We start from the raw sequence: 15,911 nt of genomic DNA on the forward strand, positions 1-15,911 counted from the left end.
TTTAGGCGCTAAGCTGTAAGCTTTAGGCTTCGAGCATTGACTTTAAGACTTTCGACTTTAAGACTCAACCCATTTAGATGCTAAACTATATCCTACCTCGATAGGAGAGCAACAATAACTGTGTTTTTTAATTTCAATAAATAATTGATAATGTCTTGTCCCATTTGAACAAGACAGGTAATATTAACGTTTAGAGAATTGGAATCTCTTACGAGCTTTCTTCTGACCGAATTTCTTACGTTCAACCATTCTTGGGTCTCTTGTTAATAAACCTTCTGGTTTAAGGATTCCTCTGTTTTCAGCGTTAACTTCACACATTACGCGTGCTAATGCCATTCTTACAGCTTCTGCCTGACCAGTTGTACCACCTCCGTAAACGTTTACTTTAACATCAAAGTTGTTTACATTTTCTGTCATAGACAATGGTTGTAAAACTTTGTATTGTAAAGTTGCAGTTGGAAAGTAAGTTGCGAATTCTTTTTTGTTTACAGTGATATTTCCTGTTCCTTCAGAAACGTATACACGTGCAACAGCGGTTTTTCTTCTACCGATTTTGTGAATAACTCCCATTACTTAAGATCATTTAGGTTAACAGTTCTAGGTTTTTGAGCTCCGTGTTTGTGCTCAGATCCTACAACAACATTTAGATTTCTAAAAAGTTCTGCTCCTAATTTGTTTTTAGGTAACATACCTTTTACAGCTTTTTCTACTAATAATGCAGGGTTTTTAGCTTGCAATACTTTAGCAGTTAAAGTTCTTTGTCCTCCTGGGTAACCTGTATGACGCATGTAAATTTTGTCATTCAATTTTGTACCTGTAAGGTTAATTTTTTCTGAGTTGATAACAATTACGTTATCTCCACAGTCAACGTGCGGTGTGTAACTTGGCTTGTACTTACCTCTTAAGATCATTGCAACTTTAGAAGCAAGACGTCCTAAGTTATGACCTTCAGCGTCAACAACAATCCACTCTTTAGTTACAGTGGCTTTGCTAGCTGAAACTGTTTTGTAGCTTAATGCGTCCATAATATTATTTTAATTAAACATTCCATCCCCAATAAAGGGGATGCAAAAGTACAATTAATTATTTTAAAACCAAATACCTGAAAAGAATATTTTATGTACTGAAAATCAGGGCTTCAGTTTTTTAATAAATCAAGTCATAAAAAAAACCGTCTCACATTAAAGTAAGACGGTTCAGCATTTTTAGAAAAAAAATATTAGACAATAAAAATATTGGCAATATCGACTACTTGTTGTGTAGTTAATGGTTCGTCATAAGCTTCTGAGCCAGCTGCTGCACCAAATGCTGTTGCAGTATTGAAGCCAGCCTGCATCGTTACGCCCTCACCATCATAAACAGCTTGTGTGGCTGCCGGCATGCCAGCGCCTCGGTCAGAATTGGATATCCATCCTTTTAAACCTCGCAATCTTCTGACTTCAGAAGCATGACGAGCTTCAACAGAATGAATCTGAAGTGCTGCTGTTAATAAATCTGGTGTAGTAATAAGATTTGCGGCTTGTCCTTTATAGGCTCGTACGCCTGTATCTTCAAAAGCTTGTGCCAAAGCTAAAAAGGTTGGATAATCATTAAAAGGATCAAAAGCACCGCCAACTGTAAAGTCAAATGTAGGTTTTGGTACAAAATTAGCACTTGCTGTACCGCCAAGTCCTGCGATCAAAAATTTCACATGATCAGATTCGTGAGCTGCGATCTGCTGAAATACTTTTAAATCACGTCCGCCATTTTCAGATGCCGGAATTACTCCAGAATCTAATGCCATAGCATAAAATTCATTTTCAAGATATTCTAATGTTAATGCAAATTGCAAAGCCCCAATAGGAGTGGCAGGTGTTGCTGTAATATCTTTTGCAAATGCTTTATTAGTAAGAGCCGATAATCCGAATGGGATTGATGCTAAGGCTAAATTTTTTCCGATATTCCCAAACTGCGAAAAACTGTCTCTTCTTGAGCCTGTGCTTTTCATTAAATTGTCGTCAGTAAAGGTTTCTATAAATTTTAAAATGTTCATAATTTCTAAGTTTTACTGGTTAAGATTAAGGAAGGTATTTAGCTGTAAATTTTGTAGTAATAAAATTGGCTGCAATCGGCAGGATTTTAGATGGATCTTTAGCATCATCTAAACCTGTTGACATATTTACAATATCATCTCCGGCAAAATCTTTTGAATTCGGATTAATTAAACTTCTAATTGCTGAAGCATGTCTGGCCTCAACAGAAACAATTTTTCCAGCTAATAATAAGTAGTCAGCCGTTTTGATCAATTTTCCTGCTCCATTATAAGCAGCAACTCCAGTATCTTCAAGTGCTTTTGCAGTTGCTAAAACTTCGGTACGGTTATTAAAATTTAAAGAACCATAAGTAAAAGCCAAAGAAGGAAGTAATTGAGAATTTGGATCAGGTAGTGCTCCAGTCAAAGCAGCTTTGAAAAAATCTCTATGAACTACTTCATGATGATATAAATCTGTTAGAACTTGACGTTCTATATCATTAAATACAGTGTTGAAACTGCTCGCGTTTACAACTTTAGTATAAAAATCTGCTTCTAACTGCTCTAAAGCGTAAGCGTAGGTTAGGACTCCAAAATCACCAGAGCCTAAATCAAAAACACCATTTCTTACTCCAGGTAAAGAAGTGTCTTCCATTGGGTTATCGTTATCATTGTCGCTGCAGCCAGCTAAAACTAAACCTGTGGTCACTAATGTTAATCCACTGAGCTTAAGAAAGCTCCTTCTGCTATTCAGTGAAGGATCAACTTCATGAATTTTAACTTCGTTTTTCATAATCTAGGTTTTTATTAAGGTTAATAACATTGTATTAAGCTTATTAACGAAATTTTTGTAGGTACGGTTTCAGAAAAATCCTCTTTTTTTATTTTATTTCGAATTGAGCATATAATTTCAAATACTGGTAGTTGTTTTTTGTTTTATTTTCGGTAATTCTACTATATTTGTATTAATTACATAAACTTTTATTAGATGAAAGCTAAAGCAACTCTAAAACAAATTGCGAAGGAACTAGGAGTTTCTGTGTCTACAGTGTCAAAAGCGCTTAACGACAGTCCGGAAATAAGTGAGCAGACGAAGGTGAAGATTAAGGAGTATGCCAAACTCAAAAATTATAAGCCGAATGTTATTGGTCTGAATTTAAAGAATCGTAAAACCAAAACTATTGGAGTTATTATTCCTAATATTCTAAATTCTTTCTTTGCAAAAGTTTTTAGCGGTATTGAGAAAGTTGCCGATAAAAAAGGATATAATGTAATTACTTGTATTTCTAATGAATCTCTTGAAAAAGAAGTTCATACTTTAGAGATGTTGAGCAACGGGACTATCGACGGATTTATTTTGTCTGTTTCTCAAGAAGCTCAAAAATTGCAGGACTACAATCATTTCTCTGAAATAATTAATGATGGAACTCCAATAGTAATGTTCGATCGTATTGCTGACGAAGTGGACTGTGATAAAGTTGTGGTAGATGATTTCGATTCAGCTTTAAACTCTACACAGCATTTAATTAATTTAGGTTGTAAAAATATAGCACTGATTTCTTCTGTAGATAATTTGAGTGTTGGGAAACTGAGAGCAGACGGGTATTTGAAAGCTTTAAAAGACAATAATATTCCGGTAAACGAAAAAATTATTCTTCGTACAGATTCTGAAGAGGATATGAAAGCTAAAATAGATTCGCTTTTTGATCATAAAATCGACGGAATTTTTGCTTTGGATGAAAATGATTCAGTTGCAGCTTTAAGAGTAAGTTTGAAAAAAGGATATAGAGTTCCAGAAGATATATCAATAATAGGTTTCGCAGACGGAATTTTAGCTTCGAGACGTTTGTCGCCAAGTTTGACTACTATAAGCCAGCATGGTGTTGAAATTGGAGAAACTGCTGCAAAAAGATTAATCGAAAGATTAGAAGAACCAGAAGGAACAATTTCAGAATATGAAACAATCGTGATTAAGACGAAATTGAAAGAACGAGAGTCGACTAGAAAAGTTTAGTCATTAAAATATTATAGATAAAAAAGGACCATTCGAAAGAATAGTCCTTTTTTTTTGTGTATAATTTGTGTCCTTGAGAGGAACGAAGCAGTCTCAATAATAATGAGGCAAAAAGTTACTTCATCAAATGAGATTGCTTCGTTCCTTGCAAGGACAAGATTGCGTAGATTTATAAATCTAAAATCAACAATCTGAAATCTAAAATTAGATTAATGCGCTTCTAACCAGTCTTTACCCATTCCAATTTCAACCTCCAACGGAACTATCATTTTAAATGCATTTTCCATTTCGTGTTTAATCATTGGCTGGATTTTTTCGAGTTCATCATTGTGAACATCGAACACAAGCTCATCATGCACTTGAAGCAGCATTCTCGATTTCCAGTTTTCGTCTTGTAATTTTTTATGAATATTGATCATTGCAATTTTGATAACATCTGCCGCACTTCCTTGAATTGGTGCATTTACAGCATTTCGCTCGGCGGCACTTCTAACAACAGCATTTGCAGAGTTGATATCTTTAAGGTAACGACGGCGTCCTAAGATTGTCTGTACGTAACCATTTTCACGAGCAAATTCAACCTGATCTTGGATGTATGATTTTAATCTCGGATATGTTTTGTAGTATGCATCGATCAAAGCGGCACTTTCACCGCGGGATAATGAAGTTTGATTGCTTAAACCGAAAGCAGAAACACCATATATAATTCCGAAGTTTACCGTTTTAGCATTGCTTCTTTGTTCACGCGAAACTTCTTCTAAGGCCACATCAAAAACCTTTGCCGCCGTAGCTCTGTGAATATCTTCTCCATTTTGGAAAGCAGCAATCATATTTTCTTCTCCGCTTAAAGCGGCAATAATTCTTAATTCGATTTGCGAGTAATCGGCAGAAATTAGAGTATGATTTTCATCGCGAGCAACAAATGCTTTACGAATCTGACGGCCTCTTTCGGTACGAATCGGAATGTTTTGCAGGTTCGGATTATTAGAACTTAAACGTCCTGTTGCGGCAACAGTCTGCATATAATCCGTATGAACGCGTAAAGTCTTTTTGTCAACTTGTTCCGGCAAAGCCATGATGTAAGTACTTTGCAGTTTCACCATTTGACGCCAGTCCAAAATTTGTTTTACAATTGGATTGTCATTCGCTAAGTAAGTTAAAACTTCCTCCCCAGTTGCGTATTGACCGGTTTTGGTTTTCTTCTGTTTTGCGCCCCCGATCTTAAGTTTATCAAATAAAATATCTCCTAATTGTTTTGGAGAAGCCAAATTGAATTTCTCGCCGGCAGTTTCGTATATTTTTTCTTCTAAAGATTTGATTTCAACATCCATCTCTGTAGACATTTGTTTTAAGAAATCAACATCAAGACGAATTCCTTCTGTTTCCATCGCAGCTAAAACGCTTACTAATGGAATTTCGATTTCATCAAATAACTTTTTAGTTTCTGTTTTGTCTAGTTCAGCGGTAAAGATTTCTTTCAACTGTAAAGTAATATCTGCATCTTCTGCAGCATATTCTTTAATATCTTCTAAAGGAACATCACGCATGTTAAGCTGATTTTTTCCTTTTTTTCCAATTAAAGTTTCAATAGATTTAGGAGAATATTTTAAATACGTTTCTGCTAAAATATCCATATTATGACGCATATCTGGATTAATCAGATAATGCGCAATCATGGTGTCAAAAAGTTTACCTTTTACGGTAACGCCGTAATTAGCCAGAATTTTTAAATCGTATTTTAAGTTTTGCCCGATTTTCTCAATATTTTCATTTTCAAAAAACGGAACAAATTTGTCAACTAAAGCTTGTGCTTCTTCCTGGCTTTCTGGAAACGGAACATAAAAAGCTTTTCCTTTTTCGTATGAGAAAGACATTCCAACAAGTTCTGCATGCAAAGCATCGATTCCTGTGGTTTCTGTATCAAAACAAACAGAAGTCTGTTTTTGTAAATTCTGTAGAAGCAATTTAATTCCTAAATCACCTTGAATAGTTTGATAAGAATGTTCAGTATTTTCTAAAGTATTGTAAAATGAATTTCTAGCAGCTTCAGCGCTTTCGTCTAAAGTGGTTCCGCCTCCGCCAAAAAGGTCAAATTGATCTTCGTTTTTAGGCTGTGGCTTTTTGTATAATTTGGCATCAGATGCTGGAGTAGAACTTGCTAATTCATTTCCGCCTCCAACTTTAAATAAATTATCAAACTGCTCTGCCATTCTTCTAAATTCCAATTCCTGAAAAATAGCATCTGTTTTTTCGATATCAGGACGTGAAAGTTCATAGTCGTCTTCATTAAAAACAACATCACAGTCACATATAATAGTGGCTAGTTTTTTAGAAAGAATACCTTTGTCTTTATTAGCTTCGATATTTTCTTTCATTTTTCCTTTTAGTAAATGTGTATTTTCTAAAAGGTTTTCCATTGTGCCAAATTCTTTCAAGAACTTTTTAGCCGTCACTTCACCAACACCAGGCAATCCAGGGATGTTATCCACAGCGTCACCCATCATTCCAAGAAAATCGATTACTTGTTCTGGTCTTTCCACTTCAAATTTTGCTAAAACCTCAGGAATTCCCCAAATTTCTATTCCGTTACCCATTCGTGCAGGTTTGTACATAAATATATTTTCAGAAACCAATTGTGCAAAATCCTTATCAGGCGTTACCATGTAAACCTTATAATTTTGTTTTTCGGCTTGTTTGGCAATTGTTCCAATTAAGTCATCAGCTTCACATCCTGCGATTTCAATAATCGGAATGTGCATGGCTTTTAATAATTCTTGAATATAAGGAATGGCAATTTTAATAGCCTCTGGCGTTGCATCACGATTGGCTTTATATTCAGCAAACATTTCGGTTCTTACCTGACTTCCCTCTTTGTCAAAAGCAACAGCTAAATGATCTGGTTTTTCTCTTTTAATAACATCTAAAAGGGAATTCATAAATCCCATAATTGCAGATGTATCCATTCCTTTTGAGTTGATTCTCGGGTTTTTTATAAAGGCATAATAACCACGAAAAATTAATGCGTAAGCATCTAGAAGAAAAAGACGTTTTTGAGTTGACATATAAAAAATATTAGTCTGTAAAAATAAACAATTGGGTTTTTAAAAATTAGACTAATAAGATTTTTTTTCATCACATAAGTTATATAAGGGTATTTAACTTTGTAGATATTCATAAACTTTAAATACACCACGCTAAAATGAGCTTCTATATTATATGATAGAAAAAATGCAAAGAGTTAATATCAAGTTAAATTTTTTTATTCGGCGATTTCTTCATGATCTCTTCATTTTACGAAGGTAATTTTGATCTGTAAAATAAAAAGTTATTAATTTAAATACTTAGAAATCATGAGAAATTTATTAATGTTATTAGTAGCAGTTTTAGGAACAAGTGCAATGGTTCAAGCTTTTCCAGCAAAAAATGGAAAAGAAGCTCCAGCTAAAGAGGTGAAAGCAACAAAACATCCTAAACACAAATCTGATAAAAAAGCAAAATCAGAAAAAACAGAAGCTTCAAAAACTGAAGCCCCAAAAACAGAAACTGCAAAAGTGAAAAAATAATGTTGCTTTTTGTTTTGTTTTCGAAGATTGTAAGGAAGCAAAACAGGAAGGATAATTATGAAGAATGAAGGTGGTAAAAGCTGATGAAGAAATTTGTCAGCTTTTTTCGTTAATGTTTTAATAATGCAGATTTTTCTTCTTTTAAATGATTAATTTTAATTTCGCTTAAGCACATTTTTTATGAATATTTTGATTGTTGAAGATAATCGTGAACTTGCGGTAGAGGTTTATGATTTTTTGTGTAATGCAGGATATATATGTAAAATCACGCATACCTGCAGCGATGCTTTAGAAGAGTTTAGCAGTAATGATTATGATGCGATGCTGTTAGATTTAGGACTTCCTGACGGAGATGGTTTTGAGGTATTGCAGACTGTTAGAAAAACAAAATCAAAAATGGCGGTTATTGTGTTAACGGCAAGAGGGGAGCTTGATGATAGAATTAATGGTCTGCATTTAGGTGCCGATGATTACTTAACAAAACCTTTTGCGTTGACAGAACTTGGCGCAAGATTATTTGCTGTTATCCGAAGAATACACGGCTTTACTTTAAATACACTTTCTATTAATGGCTTTGTATTACAGCTGCAAGATTACAAAGTAAGTTTCAATGATAATCCAATCAATCTTACGAAAAAGGAATTTGATATTTTTCAATATTTGGTTTTAAATAAAAATCGGGTAATTACTCGTTTGCAGCTTACGGAGCATATTTGGGGAGATATTTTAGAAGTAAATTCAGATTCTAATTTTATTGATGTCCATGTTCGAAATCTCAGAAAAAAACTTGACAAACACGCACCTATAGATTGGTTCGAAACCGTTCGAAACGTTGGATATCGTATAAACGAATAAATCAATTTTTGTGAAGATAAAACATCAATTAGCTATTTTTAATGCACTGACAAGATTGTTGGTGATTTTGATTTTATGGCTGATGCTGCCTATTTTGGTAGAAAATGTAGTTTATCATCATATTAATAATAGTCTGCTGGAGAAAAAGAAGAAATTTATTGAACATTTGAACCAAGAAGAAATCAATGATTTTATAGAAAATCCAAATGATTCCACGGAGACTTTTTCAGAGTTTTCGACTCTTCATAGTGAGTTTTTAGTATTGTCCCGCGTGCCCATAAAACCACATCAGAAAAAAACAACTTTTAGCAATGATTATCGTGAAATTGAAGGTGAAGAAAATGAATACCGAATTTTGCAGCATCATTTTACTTATGAGGGCCAAGATTATCAACTGGAAATTGGGAGCAGCCTTAGTGAAGTAAATGATTTAACTTTTGTTATTCGATTCTTTATTATTGTGGTTTTTGTTGTGATACTCTTTATTACTTTTTTGGCTGATACGTTTTATATTGAATATCTTCTCAAACCTTTTTATAAAATCATTGATACAAAAATCAGACGGGTAAACGAACCAGATGCATTTGATCATACTCCGATAAAAGCCGGTTCAAGAGATTTCCGCGAACTTGATTTTGTTTTAAATCAAATGATGGATCGTATTTCAGAAGTTTTTAAAAAAGAAAAACAATTCATTTCTAATGTTTCGCACGAACTTCTAACGCCAATTGCACTGCTTAAAAACAAACTTGAAAACTTATTGCAGAACGAATCTTTAAATGACAACGCAGTCGATAAAATTGCAGGCTCATTAAAGACATTAGATATGCTAAAAAAAATCATCAATAATTTATTGCTTATTTCTAGAATAGATAACAATCAATATGAAGCAAATGAAGAAATTAATCTGCGTGAGGTAGTTCTGGATTTGCAAGAAGATTTAGAAGACCGTATTGATGACAAAGAAATTCAGTTTGTAAATCGAATGCAAAACGATTTTGTTTTTACAGGCAACAAAACCTTAATTCATATTCTTATTTATAATTTGGTTATAAATGCCATAAAATACAATAAGCCCAAAGGCAGTATTTTTATAGAAGACGGATTTGTTGACGAATATTATTTTATTTCGGTCAAAGATTCTGGAATTGGAATGGAAGAATCACAGCTGGAAAAAATATTCAGCAGATTTGCACGAATCAGCTCAGATCAAGAAGGACAAGGGTTAGGACTTCCAATTGCTCAAAGTATTGCTTCTTTTCACCGTGTTCAAATCAAGGTTGAATCTATTTTAAACCAAGGAACTGTTTTTACGTTATTATTTGAAAAAGCTAATTAAAAGTTAAAATTTGTTGTAAGACTTTATCTTCATTTTGTCTTCATTTTACGATTATATCTTTGACTTATAAATAATGAAATAATAATCAAAAAAAATCAGATCATGAAAAAATTAGCAATTTTAGCAGTAGCAGTATTAGGAACATTTTCAATGGTAAACGCTCAAACAACTCCAGCGCCAGCAACTCAAACAAAAGAAGCAAAAGCTCCTAAACAAGATAAAAAAGCACACAAAAAAGCAAAAGGTGAGAAAAAAGCTGAAACTACAAAAGCAGAAGCACCAAAAGCAAAATAAAACGGCACTAATTGTCGTAGACTAAAATAGTTTTAAAAGGTTGGTAGATTAAAGCTGAAAGAGCCATCTTTCAGCTTTTTTATTTTTTAATAGCGTTAAATTTTTTATAATAAAAAGCTATAAAATTTCCATTCTTTGTTACTTTGCTTAAAACTATAACAAATGATTTTTCGTTTTGTAATTCTATGCGCTCTTTTCTTATTTATTGAGTTTTATTCGTATCAGGCTTTTCGAACTTTAATTAAAGTTAGATGGGCTTTAGTAAGTTACCAAGTTATAAGCTTACTGCTTTTAATTTTTATCATTTATTCTTTCACACAGTTTGATCGATCTGTTGGGCAAACCAAGCAGACCATGTTTACTATGGGTTTAATGCTCTTGGTTTATGTGCCAAAGATTGTGCTGACATTGGTAATGTTTGGAGAGGATATTTTTAGAATAGGAGCAAGTATATTGAATTACTTCATTTACAATACTCCAAGAAAAGAGATGATGCCGGATCGTAGAAAATTTGTGAGTCAAATTGCTTTAGGTCTTGCGGCAGTTCCTTTTTTGTCTTTGATTTATGGAATTTTTGAAGGTAAATATAATTTCAAAGTTTTTAAACAAACAATATTTTTTCCAGATCTTCCAGATGCTTTTGATGGTTTTAAAATCACTCAGATTTCAGATGTTCACAGCGGAAGCTTCGATAATCCAGAAAAAATAAATTATGCTATTGATTTGATCAATGCGCAGGAATCAGATATGATTTTATTTACGGGAGATATTGTAAATACACATGCAAAAGAAATGCATCCTTGGCTGGAGACTTTTAACCGTATTAAAGATTATAAATATGGAAAGTTTTCGGTATTAGGAAATCATGATTACGGTGAATATGTGACATGGCCTTCTGAAAAAGAAAAAGACGAAAATTTTCAGCAGATTAAAAAATTATACGATCAAATCGGTTTTAAACTTTTACTAAACGAACATACTTATATTCAAAAAGGAGAGGATAAAATTGCTCTTATTGGTGTAGAAAACTGGGGCGTAAATTTTAAAAAAGCTGGAGATCTTAATAAAGCTTCGGATGGTGTCAATCAAGATGATTTTAAAGTTTTAATGAGCCATGATCCAAGTCATTGGGAGGCTGAAATTAAAAATCATCCAAAGAACTTTCACCTGACTCTTGCTGGACATACACATGGTATGCAGTTCGGAATTGAAATTCCAGGATATTTTAAATGGAGTCTGGCACAATATATTTATAAACAATGGGCAGGCTTGTACGAAAATGTTGGAAGATACGTTTATGTTAACCGTGGATTTGGTTTTCATGCCTATCCAGGACGAGTTGGTATTATGCCCGAAATAACGGTTATTGAACTAAAAAAAGGCCGTAATGTCGCTTAATTCGTTAAAAATGCTAAATTTGTATTATATTTATTTCTTTTTATAGATTTAAAAAACTTAAAATTTTTGGTTTTATGTCAAAATTTGGAGAACTAATAAATGCTCAAGTTCCAGTGTTAATTGATTTTTACACCGATTGGAATGAATCTTCTGTTTCTATGCATCCTGTGATTAAGGATGTTGCTGCAGCGCTTGGTGATAAAGCTAAAGTGATTAAAATTGATGTAGATAAAAATCAGGAATTAGCAGAAGCACTTCGTATTAAAGGACTTCCAACCTTAATGATTTATAAGGAGGGGCAAATGATTTGGAGACAGTCTGGAGAGCTTGATGCGAATACTATAATCGGAATTGTTCAAGAACAATTTAACGTCTAAAACTTCTTTTATTTGATGTTGTCTTAGTGAATAATGTCAAATTTATATCCGTTTTCTTTTAAAAAATGAAGTGTTCGTGGCAAAGCAAATCTTAAATTTGGAGAAGCTTTAATACTGTCATGGAAAACAATCACACTGCCAGATTTTACGTTTTTTGTTACGTTTTCAAGGCATTTTTCAGGAGTGATGCTTTGATCAAAGTCAGCGCTCAAAACATCCCACATTACTATTTTATAGCCTAATTTTCTTAGCACTTTCGATTGCGCTTTTTTGATTTTTCCGTAAGGAGGACGAAACAGCAAACGATTAGGAGTTTTTTCTTGTTCGTCTAAAACCTCTGCGCAGTTTTTTACATTTTCAATATATTCATTGGTATGAATTTTCCATCCATTTACATGATTCATGGTGTGGTTTCCAATAGAATGACCATCTGTAATTAGCTTTTCAAATAAAGCTAGATTGGCTTTAATGTTTTTTCCAATGCAGAAAAAAGTAGCTTTTGCATCAAATTTTTTTAATTCAGATAAAACCCAGTCAGTAATTTCTGGAGTAGGGCCATCATCAAAAGTTAGGTATATTTTCTTTTCATTGTTAGGAATGTCCCAGCAATATTTAGAAAATACCCTTTTTATAAATGAATTTGTTTTTACCCAATAAAAGCTCATCTTGAATTGAATTTACATTGTACGTAAAATTAAAAAATGCAGCGCTATTTATCAAACAGCGCTGCATTTTTTTAATTGTTAAGATTTTCGTATATTATCTATTCTTTTTCGCGTCCAAAACGTTCAAAAACATTTACATAAGTATTAAATGTAGTTTTGTGTTTGTTGTAAAAAGCATTGTCTTTATTGTCCTGCATTACATGTAGCAAACTTCTGTAACGTTCAATATCTGTAATAATATCTACTGCTAAATCAGTTTGGTCAGAAGGGGTTAAAGTACTGTAATAGTTTAAATCCTCTTTGTATTTTTGAACCAATTTGTTTAAAAGATCTTGTGCTTTTGCAGTTTCGCCAACTTTATAATAACCATCGGCAAAAGGTTCAACTAAAGAATAATAGCCAAATTTGTCTAAAGGCATTTTGGTTATAGCTAAATTAATCACTTTTTTAGCTTTGTCAATTTTACCTTCTTCAATAAGTTGGTTCATCAATCTTGAAAGATTCGTGCGATAAGTAATGCTGTTTCTTCTTGTTTCAGGGTCGTGGTAAATTTTTTCGCTTTCGCTGTTACCCCAATCCCATTTCATTACAATATCATACATTTTATCTGCATCTATTTGTCCCATATCTAATGGACCTCCGTCTTTAGAAGGAGTATTTTTTACAGGAACCAATTTGTAAACCATTCCGTCTAACTGCAGATAATCTTTTAACCATAAATAATCTTCATCATCAAAAGCACCTCCGCTAAAATAAATCGGTCTTTTCCAATTGTTATTAGCTAAGATATCAAGCATCATTAATCGGTTTTTGTACAATGCACCTCCTTTAATATTAATGTCTAAATAAGGAACAATGGAATCATTGTATTTAGGATTAACCACTTTGTTTTTGATGATGGTATTTTTATCAACGTTCACTCTAATTTTGTTAGTTGGGTAGAAATGAATTGTTTGTCCATTTTGTAAACCAACAGTTGATTTAGGATTTTTGATAAAATCTATAAAATCATTAATATTCCAGCGAGTGTCAATTTTTTGAATATAAGCAACATAATCCAGTTTATCTCCTACATATTGATCATGTGTAAAAGAAATAGGAAGCGCATTAGATTCATACGATTTGGCTTTCATTTGATCGATGTACCAATCAGTCATAAATAAACTTGTATTTACGATTTTGACGTCTGTCCTGAAATGCTCAATCTCCTGCGCATACCAAAGCGGGAATGTGTCGTTGTCTCCAATAGTAAATAAAATAGCGTCTTTATCGCAAGAACTTAAATAAGCCTTTGCCATTGCTAAAGCTGTATATCTGTTAGATCTGTCATGATCGTCCCAGTTTTGAGCAGCCATTAAAATAGGAGCAGCCAGTAAGCTTCCTGCAATAATAACTGGTCCTGCAATTTTGGGAGCCAGGTATTTTTGAATACTTTCATAGAGCGAATAAACACCAAAACCAATCCAGATTGCAAAGACATAGAAGGAGCCAACAAGAGCATAATCTCTTTCGCGAGGTTCAAAAGGTCTTTCGTTCAAATATATTTTTAATGCAATTCCTGTAAATAAGAATAAAGCCAAAAGAACATAAAAGCTTTTTAGATCTTTATTTGCGTGGTACATTAAACCAATTAAACCTAAGATAAATGGAAGGAAATAATATACATTACGTCCTTTATTGTTTAATACGTCTGAAGGTAAATTGTCCTGTGATCCTAAATGAATAGAATCTAAAGGTTTAATACCGCTGATCCAGTTTCCATCTAAATTATCATATTTACCTTGAACATCATTTTGACGTCCAACAAAATTCCACATCAAATATCTCCAGTACATATATCCAAATTGGTATTCGAACATAAAACCAAAATTGTCTGCTGTAGTTGGCTTTTCAATAATTAAGTAGTCTTTATAGCTTTGCAGGAATTTAACATAACCTTCGTTATCAATTTGTTTTTGAGCGTAAGCATGTCTAAATTCAGAAACAGTTTTTTTCAACTTCATTACGTAATTGAGCAGTAGCTTTATTGTATTCATCTTCGCTCAACTGGCTTGCATCAATTCCGTATTTAGCTAAATCTTCTTCATAATCATAATTAGGATTGATTTTGAATTTAGGAGGATTTGTAAAGTTGATATAATTTTGAATATGAGGAGTATCTGTACTCCACATTCTAGGCAGAATTGTTTTCTGATTGTCATCAGAATTTTGTTCTGCATTTTTATAGTTATTGGTAATAATATATTTACCAGTTTTATAATCTCTTTCGTAGTTAGGTTTTTTATCTAAATAAGGTGTTTTAGCATCAAGTCCAGAAAAAACTTCAGTATACTGAGGTCCATAAAACAAAGGATTTACACCATATTGTTCACGATTATAATACGCTAAAACCTCAATAGCATCTGAAGGTTTGTTTTCATTGATAACCGTATTAGCATTCGCACGAACAGGTAGCATCATCCAAGTAGAGAAACCAATCAAGATGAATAAAATGCATAATATTATAGTGTTGTAAAATATTAAGCCTTTTTGTTTAGTAAATTTTAATCCAAAATAAAAGAAAGCAATAAATAATAATGCTACGAATATAGTTCCTGAATTAAAAGGAAGTCCCATGCTGTTTACCATAAAGATTTCGGTTTTTCCGAAAAAAGCCATGGTTAATGGAAGAAGTAATTTGAAAATAAATAATAAGATTCCAATAACAACAACATTAGCAATTAGAAAGTTCTTAATAGTAACTTTTTCATAGTGTTTGAAATAGTATAAAAATCCGATAGAAGGAATAGTTAGAAGAGCCATAAAGTGAACTCCAAACGAAAGTCCGACAACTAAAGAAATAATTAAAAGCCATTTATTTCCTTTTGGTTTGTCCATATCTTGTTCCCAGCGTAAGCCAAGCCAAAAAAGCAATGCAATTAATAAAGATGCCATAGCATAAACCTCGGCTTCTACTGCATTAAACCAAAAACTGTCAGAAAAAGTATAAGCTAAAGCTCCAACAAAAGAGCTTCCCAAAATAACAATCGAATTATTTTGATCAATCTCGGCAAAACGAGCTACAATCTTTTTTAAGATCATAGATGAAGACCAAAACATAAATAATATAGTGAAAGCGCTAGAAAAAACAGACATCATGTTAACCATTAGAGCTACATGCTGGGCATCAATCGCAAACATTGCAAAAAATGCACCCATCATTTGAAAAAGAGGAGCTCCCGGTGGGTGGCCTACTTCAAGTTTGGCAGCGGTAGCGATATATTCTCCGCAATCCCAAAAGCTCATTGTAGGTTCAACTGTTAAAGTGTAAGTAATTAAAGCGATTGCAAATGCAAACCAACCAATAATTGTATTCCATTTATTGAAATTGAATTGTGCCATATTTAGGTGTTAAA

The 15,911-nt window shown here is 33.1% G+C and carries 13 protein-coding genes and 1 pseudogene; 7 read left to right on the forward strand and 7 right to left on the reverse strand.

Annotated elements, in window-relative coordinates:
* Positions 1-183: 183 nt before the first annotated feature.
* The 4 genes from rpsI to QE431_RS02400 form a co-directional block, all read right to left on the reverse strand.
* Complete coding sequence (rpsI, locus tag QE431_RS02385) at positions 184-570, reverse strand: 30S ribosomal protein S9 (RefSeq protein ID WP_012023687.1); 387 nt, start codon at positions 568-570, stop codon at positions 184-186.
* Positions 570-1,025, reverse strand: a complete 456-nt coding sequence (gene rplM, locus QE431_RS02390) for a 50S ribosomal protein L13 (protein WP_057117474.1) — start codon at positions 1,023-1,025, stop codon at positions 570-572. The genes rpsI and rplM overlap by 1 nt, the downstream gene beginning before the upstream one ends.
* A gap of 194 nt (positions 1,026-1,219) precedes the next feature.
* Positions 1,220-2,032: a ferritin-like domain-containing protein gene (locus QE431_RS02395; protein WP_057117473.1), complete on the reverse strand. Its 813-nt coding sequence runs from the start codon at positions 2,030-2,032 to the stop codon at positions 1,220-1,222.
* Between the two features lie 25 nt (positions 2,033-2,057).
* Complete coding sequence (locus QE431_RS02400) at positions 2,058-2,804, reverse strand: ferritin-like domain-containing protein (protein ID WP_134139337.1); 747 nt, start codon at positions 2,802-2,804, stop codon at positions 2,058-2,060.
* A 195-nt stretch (positions 2,805-2,999) separates the two neighbouring features.
* Between QE431_RS02400 and QE431_RS02405 the strand changes: the two genes are divergently transcribed.
* A complete protein-coding gene (locus QE431_RS02405; protein ID WP_134139338.1) occupies positions 3,000-4,025 on the forward strand; it encodes a LacI family DNA-binding transcriptional regulator in 1,026 nt (341 codons plus the stop codon).
* 209 nt (positions 4,026-4,234) lie between these two features.
* Here QE431_RS02405 and polA read toward each other — a convergent pair whose 3' ends face one another.
* Positions 4,235-7,087: a DNA polymerase I gene (gene polA, locus QE431_RS02410; protein WP_307292198.1), complete on the reverse strand. Its 2,853-nt coding sequence runs from the start codon at positions 7,085-7,087 to the stop codon at positions 4,235-4,237.
* A gap of 288 nt (positions 7,088-7,375) precedes the next feature.
* Between polA and QE431_RS02415 the strand changes: the two genes are divergently transcribed.
* From QE431_RS02415 to QE431_RS02440, 6 genes are all read left to right on the forward strand, one after another.
* A complete protein-coding gene (locus QE431_RS02415; RefSeq protein ID WP_134139340.1) occupies positions 7,376-7,588 on the forward strand; it encodes a hypothetical protein in 213 nt (70 codons plus the stop codon).
* Positions 7,589-7,768: 180 nt separating this feature from the next.
* Positions 7,769-8,443: a response regulator transcription factor gene (locus QE431_RS02420; RefSeq protein ID WP_057117468.1), complete on the forward strand. Its 675-nt coding sequence runs from the start codon at positions 7,769-7,771 to the stop codon at positions 8,441-8,443.
* A 10-nt stretch (positions 8,444-8,453) separates the two neighbouring features.
* On the forward strand, positions 8,454-9,782 hold the full coding sequence (locus tag QE431_RS02425) for a HAMP domain-containing sensor histidine kinase (protein WP_281867369.1): 1,329 nt from the start codon (positions 8,454-8,456) through the stop codon (positions 9,780-9,782).
* Between the two features lie 102 nt (positions 9,783-9,884).
* A complete protein-coding gene (locus QE431_RS02430) occupies positions 9,885-10,076 on the forward strand; it encodes a hypothetical protein (RefSeq protein WP_057117466.1) in 192 nt (63 codons plus the stop codon).
* 162 nt (positions 10,077-10,238) lie between these two features.
* Positions 10,239-11,474 (forward strand): metallophosphoesterase, encoded by a 1,236-nt coding sequence (locus tag QE431_RS02435; protein WP_134139341.1) that lies wholly within the window; start codon positions 10,239-10,241, stop codon positions 11,472-11,474.
* A 32-nt stretch (positions 11,475-11,506) separates the two neighbouring features.
* Entirely contained in the window at positions 11,507-11,851 is a 345-nt protein-coding gene (locus QE431_RS02440) for a co-chaperone YbbN (protein ID WP_262487377.1), read from the forward strand.
* Positions 11,852-11,874: 23 nt separating this feature from the next.
* Here the strand turns inward: QE431_RS02440 and QE431_RS02445 are convergent, their stop codons facing one another.
* Complete coding sequence (locus QE431_RS02445) at positions 11,875-12,516, reverse strand: polysaccharide deacetylase family protein (RefSeq protein WP_057117464.1); 642 nt, start codon at positions 12,514-12,516, stop codon at positions 11,875-11,877.
* Between the two features lie 98 nt (positions 12,517-12,614).
* Positions 12,615-15,897, reverse strand: a pseudogene (locus QE431_RS02450) (DUF2723 domain-containing protein).
* Positions 15,898-15,911 lie beyond the last annotated feature (14 nt).

The sequence above is a fragment of the Flavobacterium sp. SORGH_AS_0622 genome (assembly GCF_030818825.1).
GTDB lineage: Bacteria > Bacteroidota > Bacteroidia > Flavobacteriales > Flavobacteriaceae > Flavobacterium.

Excerpts from the sequence above, each read along its gene's own strand:
- rpsI (WP_012023687.1), bottom strand. The coding sequence starts at position 570 with ATGGGAGTTATTCACAAAATCGGTAGAAGAAAAACCGCTGTTGCACGT.
- rplM (WP_057117474.1), bottom strand. The coding sequence starts at position 1,025 with ATGGACGCATTAAGCTACAAAACAGTTTCAGCTAGCAAAGCCACTGTA.
- QE431_RS02395 (WP_057117473.1), bottom strand. The coding sequence starts at position 2,032 with ATGAACATTTTAAAATTTATAGAAACCTTTACTGACGACAATTTAATG.
- QE431_RS02400 (WP_134139337.1), bottom strand. The coding sequence starts at position 2,804 with ATGAAAAACGAAGTTAAAATTCATGAAGTTGATCCTTCACTGAATAGC.
- QE431_RS02405 (WP_134139338.1), top strand. The coding sequence starts at position 3,000 with ATGAAAGCTAAAGCAACTCTAAAACAAATTGCGAAGGAACTAGGAGTT.
- polA (WP_307292198.1), bottom strand. The coding sequence starts at position 7,087 with ATGTCAACTCAAAAACGTCTTTTTCTTCTAGATGCTTACGCATTAATT.
- QE431_RS02415 (WP_134139340.1), top strand. The coding sequence starts at position 7,376 with ATGAGAAATTTATTAATGTTATTAGTAGCAGTTTTAGGAACAAGTGCA.
- QE431_RS02420 (WP_057117468.1), top strand. The coding sequence starts at position 7,769 with ATGAATATTTTGATTGTTGAAGATAATCGTGAACTTGCGGTAGAGGTT.
- QE431_RS02430 (WP_057117466.1), top strand. The coding sequence starts at position 9,885 with ATGAAAAAATTAGCAATTTTAGCAGTAGCAGTATTAGGAACATTTTCA.
- QE431_RS02435 (WP_134139341.1), top strand. The coding sequence starts at position 10,239 with ATGATTTTTCGTTTTGTAATTCTATGCGCTCTTTTCTTATTTATTGAG.
- QE431_RS02445 (WP_057117464.1), bottom strand. The coding sequence starts at position 12,516 with ATGAGCTTTTATTGGGTAAAAACAAATTCATTTATAAAAAGGGTATTT.